The sequence below is a fragment of the Natrinema sp. CBA1119 genome, from assembly GCF_002572525.1.
Taxonomy (GTDB): Archaea; Halobacteriota; Halobacteria; order Halobacteriales; family Natrialbaceae; genus Natrinema.
In genome coordinates, this window is sequence record NZ_PDBS01000008.1 from 145856 (window position 1) to 160638 (window position 14783).

At 61.7% G+C, this 14783-nt stretch carries 14 protein-coding genes; 4 read left to right on the plus strand and 10 right to left on the minus strand.

What is annotated here, in order from left to right:
- Window positions 1-284: 284 nt before the first annotated feature.
- The 4 genes from CP556_RS22910 to CP556_RS22925 form a co-directional block, all read right to left on the minus strand.
- A complete protein-coding gene (locus tag CP556_RS22910) occupies window positions 285-581 on the minus strand; it encodes a DUF3006 domain-containing protein (protein ID WP_098727917.1) in 297 nt (98 codons plus the stop codon).
- On the minus strand, window positions 581-2026 hold the full coding sequence (locus CP556_RS22915; protein ID WP_098727918.1) for a lamin tail domain-containing protein: 1446 nt from the start codon (window positions 2024-2026) through the stop codon (window positions 581-583). Before CP556_RS22915 ends, CP556_RS22910 begins: the two co-directional genes overlap by 1 nt.
- Window positions 2027-2286: 260 nt before the next feature.
- Window positions 2287-4041 carry a GMC family oxidoreductase N-terminal domain-containing protein gene (locus CP556_RS22920; RefSeq protein WP_098727919.1) on the minus strand — a complete coding sequence of 585 codons (1755 nt, stop codon included), beginning with the start codon at window positions 4039-4041 and terminating at the stop codon, window positions 2287-2289.
- On the minus strand, window positions 4041-5183 hold the full coding sequence (locus tag CP556_RS22925) for a hypothetical protein (RefSeq protein ID WP_098727920.1): 1143 nt from the start codon (window positions 5181-5183) through the stop codon (window positions 4041-4043). Before CP556_RS22925 ends, CP556_RS22920 begins: the two co-directional genes overlap by 1 nt.
- A 336-nt stretch (window positions 5184-5519) precedes the next feature.
- On the opposite strand from CP556_RS22925, the gene CP556_RS22930 reads away from it, so the two are divergent.
- Together CP556_RS22930 and CP556_RS22935 are read left to right on the plus strand one after the other, a co-directional pair.
- Complete coding sequence (locus tag CP556_RS22930; RefSeq protein ID WP_176548323.1) at window positions 5520-6296, plus strand: IclR family transcriptional regulator; 777 nt, start codon at window positions 5520-5522, stop codon at window positions 6294-6296.
- Between the two features lie 209 nt (window positions 6297-6505).
- Entirely contained in the window at window positions 6506-8014 is a 1509-nt protein-coding gene (locus CP556_RS22935) for a class I adenylate-forming enzyme family protein (RefSeq protein ID WP_098727922.1), read from the plus strand.
- 187 nt (window positions 8015-8201) lie between these two features.
- Here the strand turns inward: CP556_RS22935 and CP556_RS22940 are convergent, their stop codons facing one another.
- Window positions 8202-8465 carry a hypothetical protein gene (locus tag CP556_RS22940; protein ID WP_098727923.1) on the minus strand — a complete coding sequence of 88 codons (264 nt, stop codon included), beginning with the start codon at window positions 8463-8465 and terminating at the stop codon, window positions 8202-8204.
- A gap of 885 nt (window positions 8466-9350) precedes the next feature.
- Here CP556_RS22940 and CP556_RS22945 point away from each other — a divergent pair.
- Window positions 9351-9767 carry a cupin domain-containing protein gene (locus CP556_RS22945; protein ID WP_098727924.1) on the plus strand — a complete coding sequence of 139 codons (417 nt, stop codon included), beginning with the start codon at window positions 9351-9353 and terminating at the stop codon, window positions 9765-9767.
- 169 nt (window positions 9768-9936) lie between these two features.
- Here CP556_RS22945 and CP556_RS22950 read toward each other — a convergent pair whose 3' ends face one another.
- The 5 genes from CP556_RS22950 to ddh form a co-directional block, all read right to left on the minus strand.
- Complete coding sequence (locus CP556_RS22950; protein WP_176548324.1) at window positions 9937-10653, minus strand: cysteine dioxygenase family protein; 717 nt, start codon at window positions 10651-10653, stop codon at window positions 9937-9939.
- A gap of 97 nt (window positions 10654-10750) precedes the next feature.
- Entirely contained in the window at window positions 10751-11923 is a 1173-nt protein-coding gene (locus CP556_RS22955) for an MFS transporter (protein ID WP_098727926.1), read from the minus strand.
- Window positions 11924-12032: 109 nt separating this feature from the next.
- Window positions 12033-12281: an acyl-CoA dehydrogenase family protein gene (locus tag CP556_RS27035; protein ID WP_255291575.1), complete on the minus strand. Its 249-nt coding sequence runs from the start codon at window positions 12279-12281 to the stop codon at window positions 12033-12035.
- On the minus strand, window positions 12164-12481 hold the full coding sequence (locus tag CP556_RS27040; RefSeq protein ID WP_255291576.1) for an acyl-CoA dehydrogenase family protein: 318 nt from the start codon (window positions 12479-12481) through the stop codon (window positions 12164-12166). The genes CP556_RS27035 and CP556_RS27040 overlap by 118 nt, the downstream gene beginning before the upstream one ends.
- Window positions 12482-12605: 124 nt before the next feature.
- Entirely contained in the window at window positions 12606-13535 is a 930-nt protein-coding gene (ddh, locus tag CP556_RS22965) for a D-2-hydroxyacid dehydrogenase (protein ID WP_098727927.1), read from the minus strand.
- A 450-nt stretch (window positions 13536-13985) separates the two neighbouring features.
- Between ddh and CP556_RS22970 the strand changes: the two genes are divergently transcribed.
- A complete protein-coding gene (locus tag CP556_RS22970) occupies window positions 13986-14765 on the plus strand; it encodes an HpcH/HpaI aldolase family protein (protein WP_098727928.1) in 780 nt (259 codons plus the stop codon).
- The last annotated feature ends 18 nt before the right edge of the window (window positions 14766-14783 follow it).

Here is a 14783-nt window from a genome sequence, read left to right on the forward strand (position 1 = left end):
GTACAGCCTAAGGAGTTACCGCTGGGCTCGAGTCACACGGAGTGCCCCCGCGAGCGACCACCGGGAGCGAGCGGCTTTTTTAGCGTAGAATTTTGCAAGCGGTTCGAGCGATGAAGGGAGCGAGATCGTTCAAAACGGCTCCGCCGTTTTGTGATGCGAGAACTCTCCGATTTCTCAGCAACCCGCAGCAAAAAGGTACGTAGAGCTACTTGTTGGCTATTCCACTACGGATACTGTCTACATAATGCGGATTCAAAAGATAACTTAACCGACAACTTACACGTTTAGGACGTATCTGACTCGTCCTCTGGTGACGGGGGACGCTGGGATAGCTCGTCAAATCGCTGTTGGGCTTGCTCAGAGCGGTCCACCGTCTCACGTTCTTCGTACGTGATGTCGATCACTTCTTCGTCCTCGAGTTCGACGCTCACTACTGCATCGACGTGACGAGCGTCTTCAGGGAGCCGCTCCGTGTCGAGGACTGCTTGGTCGACCGTGTCGCCATCGTCCTCGAGCAATAAAACCGCGAGGTCGTCCTCAAACCGGTCCAGGACCGCCGTATAGATTCCGTCGGGTGTCATCAGTATTCCTCCTCGAGTACGACAGTCCCGCTGTCGTTTCGTACGGTAACGGTATCGCCGCCGTTGTTCCAGACTGCGCGGCCCGAATCCCAATACAGATCGCTCGATGAATCCGTTCCGCTGCCGGTGTGGAGGGTGACCTGTGCGCCCGAATCGAGCGCGAACCCGTTCGGGAACGTGTAGGTGTGGCCCGCTTCATCGGCGACCGACCAGCCGTCGAGCTCGAGCGGTTGGTCGCCGGTGTTTTCGAAGACGATATACTCGTCGTTCAGGTTGTCGCTCTCGTCCCCGGCGGCGTCCTCGTGGATCGTGACAATCGACAACGCTCCCGCTTGGTCTGTCGGCTCTGTTGGGTCGGTTTCCGTCCCACCATCGGGCACGGCCGGTGCTGTCGTCGACTCCGTGATCGAGATCACCGTTCGACTCTGGAGGGCATCGTCGACACCGGGTTCGATCGGCTCCCCGTCTCGAAGTGCCAGCGGCGCAGTTGGTGCATCGCGCTGGGTCGCGACCGTGATCGCGGACCCGTTGCTCGTCAACCGGACGGTCCCATGCGTCGCCGTCCAGTAGGTACGAATCGACTGCTGGGAAAACCGATCGAGGACCGACTCGTGGGGATGGTCGTACTGGGAGTCGTAGGCGCTCGAGACGACGCCAATGCGCGGGTCGGTCACGTCGAGAAATTCGCTCCCTGAACTCGAGTCACTGCCGTGATGGCCAGCACTCAAGACCGTCGCATTGAGGCCGGCCCCGTATTCGTCCACGAGGAACTGCTCACTGGCCGTCTCCCCGTCCCCGGGAAGCAGGAAACTCGAGCGGCCGAAGCCGAGCCGGAGGACGATACTGTTCTCGTTTCGATCTCCGTTTGCGAGATACCCCTCAGGCGGCACGAGCACTTGCGTTTCGACCCCGTCGAACGGAATCGGGTCACCCGCTCGCGTCTCGTACAACGTCACGTTGTGTTCGTCGATCGCATCCAAATATCCCGTATAGGTCTGGGACGTCGACGTGATCCCGGGATCGTACACGGCACCGATTCCGTTGCCTTCCGTTTCGAAGTAGTCGATGACGGCCTCGTGGCCGCCGATGTGATCCGCGTCGGCGTGCGTCGTCACGAGGTAGTCGATTCGATTGATATCGTGCGTTCTGAGATAGGCGAGCACGTCTTCGCCGTCGTCGGACCAGTCCCCCGAATCGATGAGCATCGTCTCGTTCGTCGGGCCGACGATCAGCGTACTCGAGCCTTGGCCTACGTTGATGAAAGTGACCGACAGGGTGCCGTTCGGACTCGCTGTTCGTTCGTCCCCTGTCTCACCCGGCGATTCAGGTGTTGGCCCTGTCGTTTCATCCGGCGACGTCGCTTCGTCACTGATCACTCCACCACACCCTGCGAGAGTGACGAGGACGACAACGGCGAGTACGCTGAGGACACGTCTTCGCATCATGGGATTATCACAGGACGGAGCTGCATAGGTGTACCCGTCATCGACGACGGAGAACGGACCGCTCTCACACGCGGCCGCTCGAAATCGATCTGACCGTCGCCTCTCGAGGTGACGAACTCCCGCTCCTCGAGTACGCCCGTAACCACGCTTCGTCTCAGGGAAACGGGACGGCCAGCCGACGAGGCGCGTCTGTATACGGAATACGGTTGCCGAACCCGGTCTGTGCCCAGTGACCGAAATGAGACTCGAGGGGAGAGCGGTTAGAAGTAGAGATCGCCGATGCGATCGGCGGTTCGCAGTGCGAGCGCCTGCCCGGTATTAGTCGGATTCGGGCCGCCGACCCCGTTCGCCAGTGCGGAGTGGTCCGCGACGAACAGCCTCGAGACGTTCTTCGCCTCGGCGTTCTCGTCGAGGACCTTCCCCATTCGCATCGTGGACTGCATGTGGAGTAGCAAGGGTGGCCACTCGCTGCGGTGGACGTGTTCGGCGCCGGCCTCCCGATGGATGTTCGCGGCGATACGGGCGAGCTCGTCGCGCTTCGCGTCGTCGTCCGGGTGCGGCTCGTACTTGACCTTCGGAACCGGCCCGTGCTCGTCGCTGAATGTATTGTCCAGCGAGACGCCGTTGTCCTGGCGCGGGAGGTCGTCGGTGAGAATCAGGAGCGCCTTCGTCTGCCTGTAATCAGACATCTTTCGCTTGAGATCCTCGCCGACGACGTAGCCGCGGGTGTCCCACGGCTCGCCGGGGTCGACCGGGGTGTCGAAGCTGTACCCGGCCTCGGTGAAGAGGTAGTCGGCGTAGGAGACGAGGCCGGGAGACATGCCGATGTCTTCCATGCCGCCGACGCCGGGCTTGTCGAACCGAACTGCAGAGTTGTGCCCCACGTATGGGTCCATGTGTTCGTTCTCGGGGTTGATCTCAGCGACGGTATCGTCGTCGTAGACGCCGACGACCCAGTCGAACCAGTGGGTCGTGAGCCCCTTTCCGACCCAGCCGTCGTCCGGCAGGCCCGAGTTGAGCCAGAGCCGCGGCGACTCGATGCAGCCGGCAGCGAGGACAACGACGTCGGCCGAAACGGTTTGTGAGGAGCCCGACCAGGAGTCGCGGAACGTGACACCGGTCGCCTCTATCGTCCCGAACCCGTCGTTCGTCTCGATATTCGTGACGAAGGCGTTCGGGCGAATCGCGACGTTCCCCGCGTCGGAATTGTCGTTGGTGTCGAGCGCTCGCGGAACCCAGCTCACGTTGGCAGACTTCCGAGACTTTTCGCGAACCGGTGCGTCGACGGGTGTCGATCCACCCTGGAAGTGGTCACCGACGAGCGTATCGCCGCGGAACCCGTCGTCGTAGCTGAACGACCCCTCGTAGTCGGCGTCGAGCGGCTGGTTGGTCGGCGTCTCCTCGCCAGGGTCCGAGACGGCGTTCGCCTGGGGTCGCCAGCCCGTCTCAGTGACGTTTTTCGTGTCGATTCGTGGGTAGCCGGCGTTCGTCGCACCCTCGATGAACACCTCCTCCTTGGCTGTCATCGGCGCTTGCTGGGTGCTCGTTACTTCTTCGTTGAGCTGGTAGTACGGGACGAGTTCCTCGTAGGAGATGGGCCAGTGGTCTTGCTCATCGATGGCGTGGGGGTATGCTCGAGGGTGGTTCGCGAAGTAGTGGAGCGAGGTGCCACCGACCGCGCCGACTTGCCAGATGAACGCGTTCTGGTGGAGGTTCCGGAACCACGGCGCTCGCGAGTGGTCCGCCGGCCCCACGCGGAGGTATCCGTGGGTGGGGTCGTTCGCGTCGGCTTCCCGGTGGGTGAACTGCTCGTCCAGGAGCTTTCCATCGAGGTCGTCGGGATCCGTGCTCACTGTTCCGCCGGCATCGGCGTGTGGCTCGGGCCACTGGTCGTTGCCGTGCCACGGCCCTCCCTCGAGGATGAGAACGTCGAGGCCGTGCTCGCGAGCGAGTCGTGACGCGGTGGCGGGACCGTCCGCACCGGCACCGATCACGACGACGTCGGGATCGTTCATCAGGTGTCACCCCCGATCCCGTCGATGACGTCGTCGCCGGTCAGATCGTCCGGAAGCTTCAGGTTCTTCGCTTTCGGATCGCTGAATCCGCCCGGAACGGCGTGGCGCCAGTCGGCCGCGTGCCCCGGGGCCGGCCCCGGATAGCCGCTCTGCTGGTGACTCTGGACCGCTCCCGGTTCCGTCTGCATCTCGCGTTCGTTGGGCGTGTTCGTCTTCGTGTCACCGTATCCCGACCACTCGGTGTAGTACCCGAAGCCGTGGAGGCCGTTGACCGCCATGACGACGTACTTCAGGATGCCGGCGTCGGGCACGAGCGGCGACAGGAGGTCGTCGAGCGTGTCGATGACGCCCCCGTCGATGATGGTCCACAGGCACCGCAGCCGGTCCTCTCGAGAGAGCCTGGTGAACGTCCCGCCGCCCGGGAACTGCTCGTTCGGCGAAACGGGATCTTCGTTCTTTCCGAGCGCGACGAACTCCGCGGCCACGAGGTCGAACACGAGCGTGAAGAGCGCCGCGTAGGGGTAGTTCTGGAGGACGCGGTGGACGGTCTCGTTGGCCGTCTCGACGACTAGATCGAACTCGGCCACCCCCTCGGTTGTATCGTCGAGGTCGGCAAACCCGATCTCGACGCGTTCGATCGGTCCGAACGTAAGATGGTCCTCGAGCGCTTCGCCGTCCAGATCGAGGTCCAGGAGGCTGATATCTGCGAGGTCCAGTAGCGCATCCAGATCGGAGCCGAGCCCCGTCGTATCGACCGTCATCTCGAACAGGCTCCGCGGCATCTCCGGTCCCGAATCGCTTGAGAGTGTATTCTCCAGGAGGTCATCCTTCTCGGTCACCATCTCGGCACGGATCTCCTGAAAGTGGTTGAAGTCCCAGATGAGGAACTTCTCTAACTCGACGTCGATACCGCCCGGAACGTGCTCCGGCCCGAGTTCGTCCTCGAGCTGTGGTGTCCGTGGCACGATCGCGTCGACGATCGATCGGTACGTGTCCGCAGTGTGCGGGTCACTCTGCAGTGGCGAATCCATCGCTGCCTGTGCGGTTGCGAAGGTCGCGTTCGACATGGACAGCGCTGCGAGTCCGCCGATGCCCTTCACGACTCCCCGTCGGCCTATCTGACTCCTATCGTTTTCTTGCATGGTGTGTCCGGGCCACGCCAGCAACTATCGGTCAGTCACTGTGTGACTCCATCACAACTGAACCAGAAGATAGCGTATAAATCTACGCAACTGATATAAACCACATTATTATAGAGTTACACCATCGTAGATATACTCTCTATAGGCCGATAATACGAGCTCATATGCTTTATAATGCCTTTTCTACCCGTCTTAGAGAATCTAAAACATTCGATTTGTGGCAACGACATTTGCATGATACTTTCTGACATCTATACTATTGATGGCGTGTGATTGGGGCGGTTCCGTCCCACAATGTCGCACACTTTCAAGGGATGTCGACACCCACGGGGGTACATGGACGAGGACCCATCGGTCTCGATCAACGCGATAAAACGGTCGTATACGATCGTCGATGAGATATGCGACCGTGACCGGGCGGGGGCAACCGAGCTCGCGGACGCGTTAGGGCTGCCGAAGAGCACCGTTCACAACCACCTCCGCACGCTCGCGACGCTGGGCTATCTCGTCGAAGAAGACGGGACGTACCGCCTCGGGGCTCGATACCTCCACTTAGGGCAGAAATCGCGGAACTCGCGGGCTGTATTCCAGCACGGTCGCGACGCCGTCGAGGCGCTCGCAGCGCAGTCCGGCAGATACTGTCAACTCGCCGTCGAGGAAAACGGAGAGACGGTAGTCATTCAGTCTACGCGGTGGGTGCCCGACGAGGGAGCCCGCCCCGCTCAACAGACGTATCCGATGCGTGCACACCTCCACACGAATGCGCCGGGCAAGGCGCTCCTCGCACACCTGCCGTCCGAACGGATTACGGCGGTGATCGATCGGACGGGTCTGGATTCCCGGACGGAACTGACCGTGACGGACGAGGACGACCTCCGATCCGAACTGGAGACCATACGCGAGCAAGGGTACGCCGTCGATCGGGGAGAACTCGTCAGTGGAATGCTCGGTGTCGCCGCTCCCATCGCGACCGAACGGACCGTTCACGGCGCAGTCGCCGCGTACGGCGCTGGCCACGAGATGCGAGAGGCACTCGACGAGGGGCTCCCCGACCTCGTTAAAGAAACCGCGGACGACATCAGGGCAGACATCGTCTTCGATAGCCTCGAGTAGGCTCAGTCTCGAGAAGGGGTTTGCTCCGGGTCTCCATCACGGAGTTCACTCGCACGTTCGTCCCACAATATGGTACACATACAGAAATCCCAGTTCAGCGTGTGAGTCGAACTCTCGAAGCGAACGACTTCCAACTAGTTATGAGTCCAACCTGATATGTGAATGAATTTTCAAAAAATCAGATGGTCCGGTAGGTAATTCGTCCGCCTATGAACTTCGGGAACGTCGTCGACAATGTCGCGAGGAATACACCGGATGCACGGGCGGTAGGGGACCCGGAGCGACAGGTAACGTACGCTGAACTGTCGGCAGCATCCAACGCGGCCGCGAACGTCTTCGCGGCGCGCGGTGTGAAGTCCGACGACCGCGTCGCGATCTGCCTCCAGAATCGGGTCACGTTCCTGACTGCGTACCTCGGCGCGATGAAGCACGGGGCCGTCCCCGTTCCCGTCAACACGCGATTCACCGACGAACAGATCTACTACGTGCTCGATACCAGTGACAGTTCGGTGATCGTGACTGACCAGGCGTTCGAATCGGTCGCAACTCACGTGGAAACGGCGCTAACCGTCGACGGGAGTGTGGGTGCCAACTTCCACACCCTGCTCGAGGACGCATCCGATACGTACACTGTGCATCCGCGGCGGAGCGACGAGACGGCAGCGGTCGTCTACAGCAGCGGGACGACCGGGCGGCCGAAAGGTGTCCGGCACACGCACGGCAATGTAATCGCCAATGCGCGGGGAATTCGCACCTACCACCGCCTGACGCGGGACGATGTCGGTCTGACGGTGAGCAAGTGTTTCCACGTCACTGGCCTCAACGTCACGACGACCCCACTACTCCTCGCCGAGGCGGAGAACTGGTTTTTGCCGAACTGGAATCCCGTTTCCGTCGCGGAGACCATCGAAAACCGCGACGTCACCTACACCTTCCTGACGCCGAACATGATGAGGGCTTTGCTCGCCGACGAGGACGTCGACGACTACGATCTCTCGTCACTGCAGCGGGTCGTCGTCGGTGGGGCACCGATGCCGACGGAACAGTTCGAGGACGCGGAGGCAGCGCTCGACGCGACGGTACTCGAGGGGTACGGGATGACCGAGACGACACCGCTGGCGGCGTTCAATCGACCTGATACGGCGGTGCGAAAGCCGGGTAGTGTCGGCCCACCCGCTCGTGAGGTCGTCGACCTGCGCATCGAAGACATCGAAACGGGACAGCCGGTCGATCGCGGCGAGCGCGGCGAACTGCTTTGGCGGGGCGACACGGTGACACCGGGATTTGAGCGACGACAGCGCGAGACGGAGTCCTTCGTCGAGAGAGATGGAACCCGATGGCTCCGCTCGGGTGATATCGGCTATCTCGACGAGGACGGTCACCTCTTCGTCGTCGGTCGACGCGGGGACATGTTCACCGTCGGTTGTGCAAACGTCTTCCCGCGCGAAATCGAGGAGGTCCTCTACGAGATCGACGGTGTCACGGGGGCAGCGATCATCGACGCCCTCGACGATCGGCAGGGGGCGGTCATCACGGCTATCGTCACGCGTGACCGCGACATCACCGAAGCTCGAATCCGTGAGGTGTGTGCCGCCCAGCTTAGAGAACACGAGGTACCGGAACGAATCGAATTCGTCGATAACATTCCCCGGACGGCGACGGGGAAGATCGATCGCATCGCGCTCGGGGACCTGTTTGGGACACTCTCGTCTGCCTGAATCCGGACCTCTGGTGTCAACGGTTTGTACTCCACTGGGTCAGGGCCGTCGCTGTTGAACAGTGTTCGGAACGCACAGACTCGATACTGATCCTCGAGTAAACTCCGGAGCACATCGCTGACCCGTCGTCGTTCGATCCGAAACTGTGCGCGGCAGGGGAGTTCCAACCCCGGCGTACAAGCCTGGCTCAGTTCTCTGACATCGTTACACGGAGCTCATCATCGACTTCGTAGAAGTAGCCTCGCTCGAGCAGCCGGGTAATCGCATGGTCCGCGTCCGCAGACTCGAGCGACAGCTCGTCGGATTCGAGGAGGACCTCGAACGCGTGCTCTCGCGAGATCGACTGCACGCCTTCGTGATCGTCCGAACCGTGGCTGTGAGTACAAAGGAGGTCGTACGAATCCAAAATCCACTCCGGAAGCGGTGGCCGCGGATCGGTGAGATCGTTCATCTCGGGTTCGTGTGAACAGTCTTCGCTCTCTCGCTGCTTAAGACTACTCCCCAGAATGGGTAAACTATAGTAGTCACTGACAATCACTGCACACCCGATTGTATGAAGGCGATGCAATCAGCGGGTAAATCGTTTCAGTGACTACTATCGCTACACGCAAGAAGCCCGTCTCGAGAAACGAACCGGACGGACAGCGATCGCAATTTCAAGTCAGACTACTGTCACGACCGGAACTGTGGCGAAGAACGGAATCGCCGTGACGAGTTCACCGACCAGTGCGAACACCAGTACCACTGACGCCACTCGAGGCCGGTGGCTGCTCGATCAACGAGTCGTGAACGCGTTGTGCACTGTGCGATGACGTGGACAGCCGCTTCGCCGCGGTTGGTTCCCATGCGGTTGTCAGTGCGAACAGACGTACCAACGAAGGAAATCTTGAGATAGAGACACCTGCTGGCCGAATTTCGAGTAGCACCAGTCAGACGGAGTCCGTTCGCAGCTTCGACGCCGTGACCTCGAGAGCCACACGAGGCCGGTTCCAGTCCTGGATGAAAAATACAATAGGTTCAATAGGAACAATAGCTCCAATAGGTGAAGTAGTAACAATAGGAAGAATAAAAGAAACTACTCTGTCACCCCTCGTCTGACAGCTCTTTTCGGTTAGCATCGTCTATAGTAGCCACTGAACGTCACTGCACACTCATCGCATGACAGCTTGCGATCGGTGTGTAACCCGTTTCAGTTGGTACTCTCGAGAATAGAGCGCATTGAAACGCCACGCCGTATTCTTTTCACTGTAGCTGAAGACCGCCACGAGGTAGTCCCGTGATGGAGCGTTGCAGAGAGCAGAAGGTTATAGTCTCTCTAGGTAGTATGTCCCATGGTATGGAGTACACTGTTGTCGATAGCGAGGATGTACCGCTCACTGACCTCTCTGAAATCGACGAAATGCCGCCGGATCTGGACATTCGGGCCGTTGACGAGGAGCTCGACTGTCAGAATACTGCAGTGAAGATCTGGTACTTCGACGAGGGCGAAGAGATCGGCTATCACGCGCACACGGAGCAGGAGGAACTCTTCTACGTCCTCGAGGGAACGTTCTCGTTGAAACTCGGCCGCTCAGGCGAGGAGGAGTTCGTCGAGGCAGACGAGGGGACCTTCTGGGTTGCTGCGCCGAAGATCGGCCACGGCCATCGCTGTATCAGTGATGATGGTGGCGCTGTCCTTGCGTTCGGCGCGCCACCAGTCGACGACCCTGGCCGTGATCCGCACTCGATTTCTGACGAAGAGATAGACGGTTGACGGTCCGTGACATCGACTGTGTTCCGCTGCATCCCCCTCGAATTTTCGGACCTGGAACGGTAGTGTGGAGTAGTCCACTTGAGTGGGAAGGGGAGATACGATCCCAGCCAGGCGGCTGTTTCCATGGATCCCTTTCTTCGAGTCGTCGGTCCGACTCACTCCCGCTCAGTCACGTATCGCCGTTGTGGGTATGGTCGTGGTCGTGCCCATGCTGGTGTCCTGTGTCCGGCGTTTCGAGAACGTCCTCGCACTCGACGTTCGTGTAGCCGGAATGGAACAGTTCGACTGAGCCACCGTCGGCGTCGAACGCGTGCCGTTCGATACAGCCGACATCCGCGCCGAGCAGGTGGACGCTGACGCTGGGTTCGTCCGACGTCGTCTCGACGGAGTGGATATCGTTGTTCGGCGGGATCAGTTCGTAGTAGTCACCCCGTTCCATGCGCTCGGTCCGAATCCGTTCGAGTTCCGCCTCGCCTTCGTCGTTCGTTGCGTCATCGACCCGGCGGTAGAAGTCTTCGCGTTGCGTTCCACCGTAGATTCCGACGAGCCCCCAGGCGAGATGATCGTGGACCGGCGTCGAGGCGCCCGGCGGCAGGACGAGCGTGAACACCGACAGTTTGTTTCCCTCCCGGTACAGCAGCCACTGGGCGATGTCCTCTCCCATGTTGCCCTTGTCGTCCACGTCGTCCATGGCGAGTTCTTGATACCGTTCAGCAAGCCAGTCATCGTCCGCGAGAAGTTCCTCGAACGGGTCCGCCAGCGACTCGAGCAGCGGTGGCACCGCCTCGTGTTCGTCAGCGGTCGCTTTCACCGTCTCGACGAATTCACGCAGTCGATCGGAATCGTCGATGAACTCCGGTTCGGGGTCCGATTCGGATGAGACCATCTCAGCTTGGTACTTGTGGTCAATGAACATAAGCACGCTTGGTCTGCTCCCACGTTGTAGCAGCGCCGAAACGACTGAGGGTACCGAGTATGCGTACTCAGTACCCGAGATCGAGCAGCCAATTGACGGCCAGTGCGACGGCAACGAGCGTCAATAGGACCATTAGCATACCAAACGAGACCGCCCAGCCGAAGGCGTCGGCGAAGAAGCCGACTGCGACTGACCCGAGCGAGGCGACCGTGAGATACGTCGTCCTGACGAGTCCGAAGCCGGCACCGCGCTCCTGGTCGGTCATGTTGTCCATAAACCGGGGCTCCACTGCAACCGCCCAACTCAACCCGTTGGCGATCAACACGACGCCGCCGGCGACGCCGACGAATCCGGGAACGGTGACGAACAGCGCCAGACCGACGACGCTGGTAATCATACAGGCGAACGTCGTTACGTCGCGACCGAAGCGGTCCGACAGCGCACCGATTCCGGGCTTGACGATCGACTGGACGACGAAGTACGCGGAAAATACGATGCCAGCCGTCGTCGAGGACTGACCCCGGTATTCGACGAGAAACGTCGGCAGAAAGGAGGCCGTCCCCTGCCAGACGAACGCGCCGACCGACGCAACGGCGACAGTGAACGCGATTTGGGGTTTGCCGAGGATGTTCGCCAGTTCCGCGACCTGGACCCGCTCTCGGAGTGGCTGGTCAGGGCGATGTGGCTCGGTCGGGTGGACTCGCAGAGCGAACAGCAGAAAGATAGGTGCGGCGATCGCCGCACCGACCGCAATCGCCGGTCGCCAGCCGTACCGGACGCTGATCCATGCGACGGTAACGGGCGCGACGAGTCCGGCCGCAGACGACCCGATCGTGTGGACGCCGATAGCGAACCCCAGGTTGTCGTACGTTCGATCGAGCAGAGTCGTCGCCGCACTGTAGTGGAGCCCGGCAACGCCCCCGAGGATGATCATGGACAGGACGAAGAGGGGATAAAACGGAGAAATAGCGAGCAAGACGCTCATAACGGTTGTTCCGCCGACCGAAAGCAGAACGATCGACCGCTCGCCGAACCGATCGGCGAAGACGCCGCTCGGAAACTGCATCAGCGCGTACGCCATCCACATCCCCGTGAGCGCGACGCCGATGACGGTGTTTCCGATCCCGAAATCGTCGGTGATGGCGGGGACGATCGGGCTGATCGCGAGGCGCGCGACCATCGTCGCGAAGAACGCAAACGTACAGAGCGTGAGCACCGTGTGCTCGTATCGCAACTTCATCGTCTCTCGCGTCTCCACCGACACATGAGTATCCCTCATAGGTGGGGCCAATGAGTGTGAATCTTCCGGCAAAATAGCAACCGGGTCGACGGTGAGGAGCCCGATACGTTCAGTACGCCTTCGGCAGACCGAGCACGTGTCCGGCGATGTAGTTCTTCACCATCTCGTTCGAGATCGGCGCAATGACGTTGATCATCGACTCGCGCCAGTACCGTTCGACATCGTACTCGCTGGCGTACCCTATCCCGCCGTGGGCGCGGATAGCGCGTTCGCACACCTCGAGGGGCTCCTCGTCGCCGAACGCGACGAGCGGTTCCGTGCTGAACGTGTGGTGGACGGTGATCGAGGTCCCCGCCATCCCGGCGCCCGACCGCGCGATCTCCTGTTGGACCAGCGATGTCTCCTGGACGCCGTACCCCTGCCGTACGCTTCGGGGATCGTGATCCCGAACCAGCCCCCGTCGGCGAACGCCTCGAAGAATTCGGTCGGGTACTCGTGGTTCAGGTCCCGCTCGCGCCAGTAGTCGTCGCAGAGTTCGCGCACCTGCGAGCGGATCATCCACTGCTCCTCGGAAAGCTCGACGTCTATCGGTGAGGTGCTATTGGTCGTATTCGGGCTAAACCGTTACCCCCGCCTCGCTCGGCTCCGATCTGACGGCCCGTCATCGGTCGTCAGTTCCGGGTCACACGACTCGATTGGTTAGTTCTCTGCCCGCCTCGAGTCGCTTGACGTTTCTGCGAACGATGTCGCCCACGTCGCGGTGGTAGTCACGAGTGTACGCCGCGGCGTGCGGCGTGACGATTACCTCCTCCATAGTCCACAGCGGCGACTCCCGGGGGAGCGGTTCAGTCTCGAAGACGTCGAGCGCAGCGCCCCGGATGGCTCCGCTTTCGAGGGCGTCGATCAGCGCCGGCTCGTCAGCGATTGCGCCGCGAGCGACGTTGACGAAGTACGCGTCCGACCGCATCGTTTCGAACTCGGCCGCGCCGAAGAGTTCGCGAGTATCCTCGGTCAGGGGAACGGCGGCGACCACGAACGTCGCGTCGGCGATCGCCTCGTGGAGCGCATCGGTCGTGTAGATCTCATCGAACCCCGGGACGGGGTCGTCCGACTGGCGGACGCCGGTCACCTGGACACCGAGCGGTCCCACGACGTCGGCGATGCCCCGGCCGAGCGTTCCCGTCCCGACGACACAGGCAGTGGTTCCGGGCAGGGTGAACGCCTCGTCCCACGCCGGGCGCTCCCAGCGCCGTTCCGTCGCGCTCGCGATCTGGTCGTGAAGCCGACGGGCGAACGCGAGCAGATAGCCCGCGACGTTCTCGCCGACCGTCCGGCCGTGGATGCCGCTGCTGTTGGTGAGCGCGACCCCCGCGTCGGCGAGGGCCTCGAGTGGGAAGCGGTCGACGCCCGCCTGTGTCGAGTGGATCCAGTCGATCTCGAGCAGCGCGTCGAAGTAGTTGCGCGTGACGACCGCGTCACAGTCCGCGATTTCCGCTTCGTCCACGACAGTGACTTCGACCGGTAGATCGGAGAGGTACCCCGCGAGTTCAGACGGCGGACAGATGGCCTCGACGGACTCCTGAATGCCGAGTCGCTCGATATTGGTTACCATTATCATTCTGAGGGCCGGTCCGGACATCAAGCTTCGGCTTCGACCGCACCGAGCCGCGAGAGACGGTGTCCCTTCATTATCCGTCGATCAGCGATCACGCCACCAGTACGCCATTCCTTCGCCGCCCGCATGTTCGGGGAGCACCCCGCTCTGGTCGTAGTTCGTGATCCAGTAGGAGATCCACGAGATCGCCAAATACTAACATACGTGACGTATATGCAGAGCAAGCATCGGCGTGAATGCGACGAACCGATCGGCCGATCAAGGGCCAGCCGTCCGTTTTCGGCATGTGCGTATCTGACCCACACCTTTTTGCCGCCCCCATCGAAACGACGAATCGATGGCGCAAACTGCCGACGCGAGCGATCGGACCGTCCGTCGACGGACGGTGGCCCAACGAACGAGCGCGACGCCGCTGTCAGGTCGTCCACTCGAGACGAGGCGGTTGCGATGACGGGCGGCGACTTCAGGGAACGGTTCCTCGAGGGCGACGCGCTCGGGACGTGGGTCTCGATCGGACACCCGGCGATCGTCGAGGCGGCGGCGAGAGCGGGGTTCGACTTCGTTCTCATCGACGGCGAACACACCGCGATGAGCCTCGAGACCGTTGCCGACCTCGCTCGCGCGGCCGCCGCCGCGCCCGGCGAGCTCGCCGTGATCGTCCGGCCCGCGTGGAACGATCCGGTGCGGATCAAGCGGATCCTCGACATCGGTGTCGACGGGATCATGGTTCCGATGATCGACACGCCGGACGCGGCCGAAGAGCTGGTGCGGGCCACGCGGTACCCGCCCGACGGCGAGCGGGGAGTCGCATCGGGGCGGGCGGCCGGCTACGGGCAGAACTTCGTCGACTACGTCGCAGAGGGGCACCGATCGCTACTCACGATCGCACAGATCGAGACGCCGACCGGCGTCGAACACGCGGCCGAGATCGCGGCGACCGACGGCATCGATGCGCTGTTCGTCGGTCCCGCGGACCTCTCGGCGTCGCTCGGCGTCTTCGCGGAGTGGGACGCGCCCGAACTCGACGAAGCGATGGCCGACGTTATCGACGCCGGCGCGGCCGCCGACGCGCCAGTCGGAACGCTCACCGTCCGCGAATCGGATGTCGCGGACCGCGTCGAGCGAGGGTTCGATTATCAGATCGCCGGCAAGGACATGACGACGCTCATCGAAACCGGCGAGCGGATCCGCGAGACGTACGAGGAGAGCGTCTCGAGCCGAGAGTAGGTTACCTGACAGTGAGAC

What these genes read in the sequence shown, in the direction of transcription:
- CP556_RS22920 (WP_098727919.1), bottom strand. Translation starts at nt 4,041, where the DNA reads ATGAACGATCCCGACGTCGTCGTGATCGGTGCCGGTGCGGACGGTCCC.
- CP556_RS27040 (WP_255291576.1), bottom strand. Translation starts at nt 12,481, where the DNA reads ATGATCCGCTCGCAGGTGCGCGAACTCTGCGACGACTACTGGCGCGAG.
- CP556_RS22945 (WP_098727924.1), top strand. Translation starts at nt 9,351, where the DNA reads ATGGAGTACACTGTTGTCGATAGCGAGGATGTACCGCTCACTGACCTC.
- CP556_RS27035 (WP_255291575.1), bottom strand. Translation starts at nt 12,281, where the DNA reads ATGGCGGGGACCTCGATCACCGTCCACCACACGTTCAGCACGGAACCG.
- CP556_RS22950 (WP_176548324.1), bottom strand. Translation starts at nt 10,653, where the DNA reads ATGGTCTCATCCGAATCGGACCCCGAACCGGAGTTCATCGACGATTCC.
- CP556_RS22955 (WP_098727926.1), bottom strand. Translation starts at nt 11,923, where the DNA reads ATGAAGTTGCGATACGAGCACACGGTGCTCACGCTCTGTACGTTTGCG.
- ddh (WP_098727927.1), bottom strand. Translation starts at nt 13,535, where the DNA reads ATGGTAACCAATATCGAGCGACTCGGCATTCAGGAGTCCGTCGAGGCC.
- CP556_RS22925 (WP_098727920.1), bottom strand. Translation starts at nt 5,183, where the DNA reads ATGCAAGAAAACGATAGGAGTCAGATAGGCCGACGGGGAGTCGTGAAG.
- CP556_RS22970 (WP_098727928.1), top strand. Translation starts at nt 13,986, where the DNA reads ATGACGGGCGGCGACTTCAGGGAACGGTTCCTCGAGGGCGACGCGCTC.
- CP556_RS22930 (WP_176548323.1), top strand. Translation starts at nt 5,520, where the DNA reads ATGGACGAGGACCCATCGGTCTCGATCAACGCGATAAAACGGTCGTAT.
- CP556_RS22910 (WP_098727917.1), bottom strand. Translation starts at nt 581, where the DNA reads ATGACACCCGACGGAATCTATACGGCGGTCCTGGACCGGTTTGAGGAC.
- CP556_RS22940 (WP_098727923.1), bottom strand. Translation starts at nt 8,465, where the DNA reads ATGAACGATCTCACCGATCCGCGGCCACCGCTTCCGGAGTGGATTTTG.
- CP556_RS22935 (WP_098727922.1), top strand. Translation starts at nt 6,506, where the DNA reads ATGAACTTCGGGAACGTCGTCGACAATGTCGCGAGGAATACACCGGAT.
- CP556_RS22915 (WP_098727918.1), bottom strand. Translation starts at nt 2,026, where the DNA reads ATGATGCGAAGACGTGTCCTCAGCGTACTCGCCGTTGTCGTCCTCGTC.